This window comes from Wolbachia endosymbiont of Cardiocondyla obscurior, assembly GCF_902713635.1.
GTDB classification, from domain to species: Bacteria; Pseudomonadota; Alphaproteobacteria; order Rickettsiales; family Anaplasmataceae; genus Wolbachia; species Wolbachia pipientis.
Map to the genome: position 1 here is coordinate 1 of NZ_CACTIU010000131.1, position 447 is coordinate 447.

Below are 447 nucleotides of genomic sequence, written 5' to 3' on the forward strand. Positions count from 1 at the left end.
GTGGGGAAACCTGCATGCTGCGTTTCTAAGGGAGGGAGTAGTAGCAATACTACTTCCTTACCTAACCAGCTCACTCGCGATAAAGGCTTCGAAAAACGAGCTCAACTATATGCTGCTAAGGCTTACTCAAGGCAAGCTGATAAATCTGGTAAGTACATTGATTTAAAGAAGGTTTTCTTTATTGCTATCTCTAATTGTAATTTATTTCCTGATAAGCTTGATTATATATCCAGCCACACTATAAGAGATGAGAAAACCAATGAGCATGACTTAAAAGATTTTCAATTTGTATTTATTGAACTACCTAAATTTCCTAAGAATAAGGAAGAACAGCTAGAAAGCATAGTGGATCGTTGGTTATTTTTCTTCAAATATGCAGATGAAACTACGGAAGAAGACTTAAGGAAAATAGCAGAAAAAGCACCAATAATAAAGTTAGCCTACGAT

The 447-nt window shown here is 35.8% G+C and carries 1 protein-coding gene; it reads left to right on the forward strand.

Going from position 1 to position 447, the window contains the following annotated elements:
• The coding region (locus WOCAOBSORBRA_RS06105) for a PD-(D/E)XK nuclease family transposase (RefSeq protein WP_458694638.1) at positions 1–447 on the forward strand (447 nt) is incomplete at its 3' end.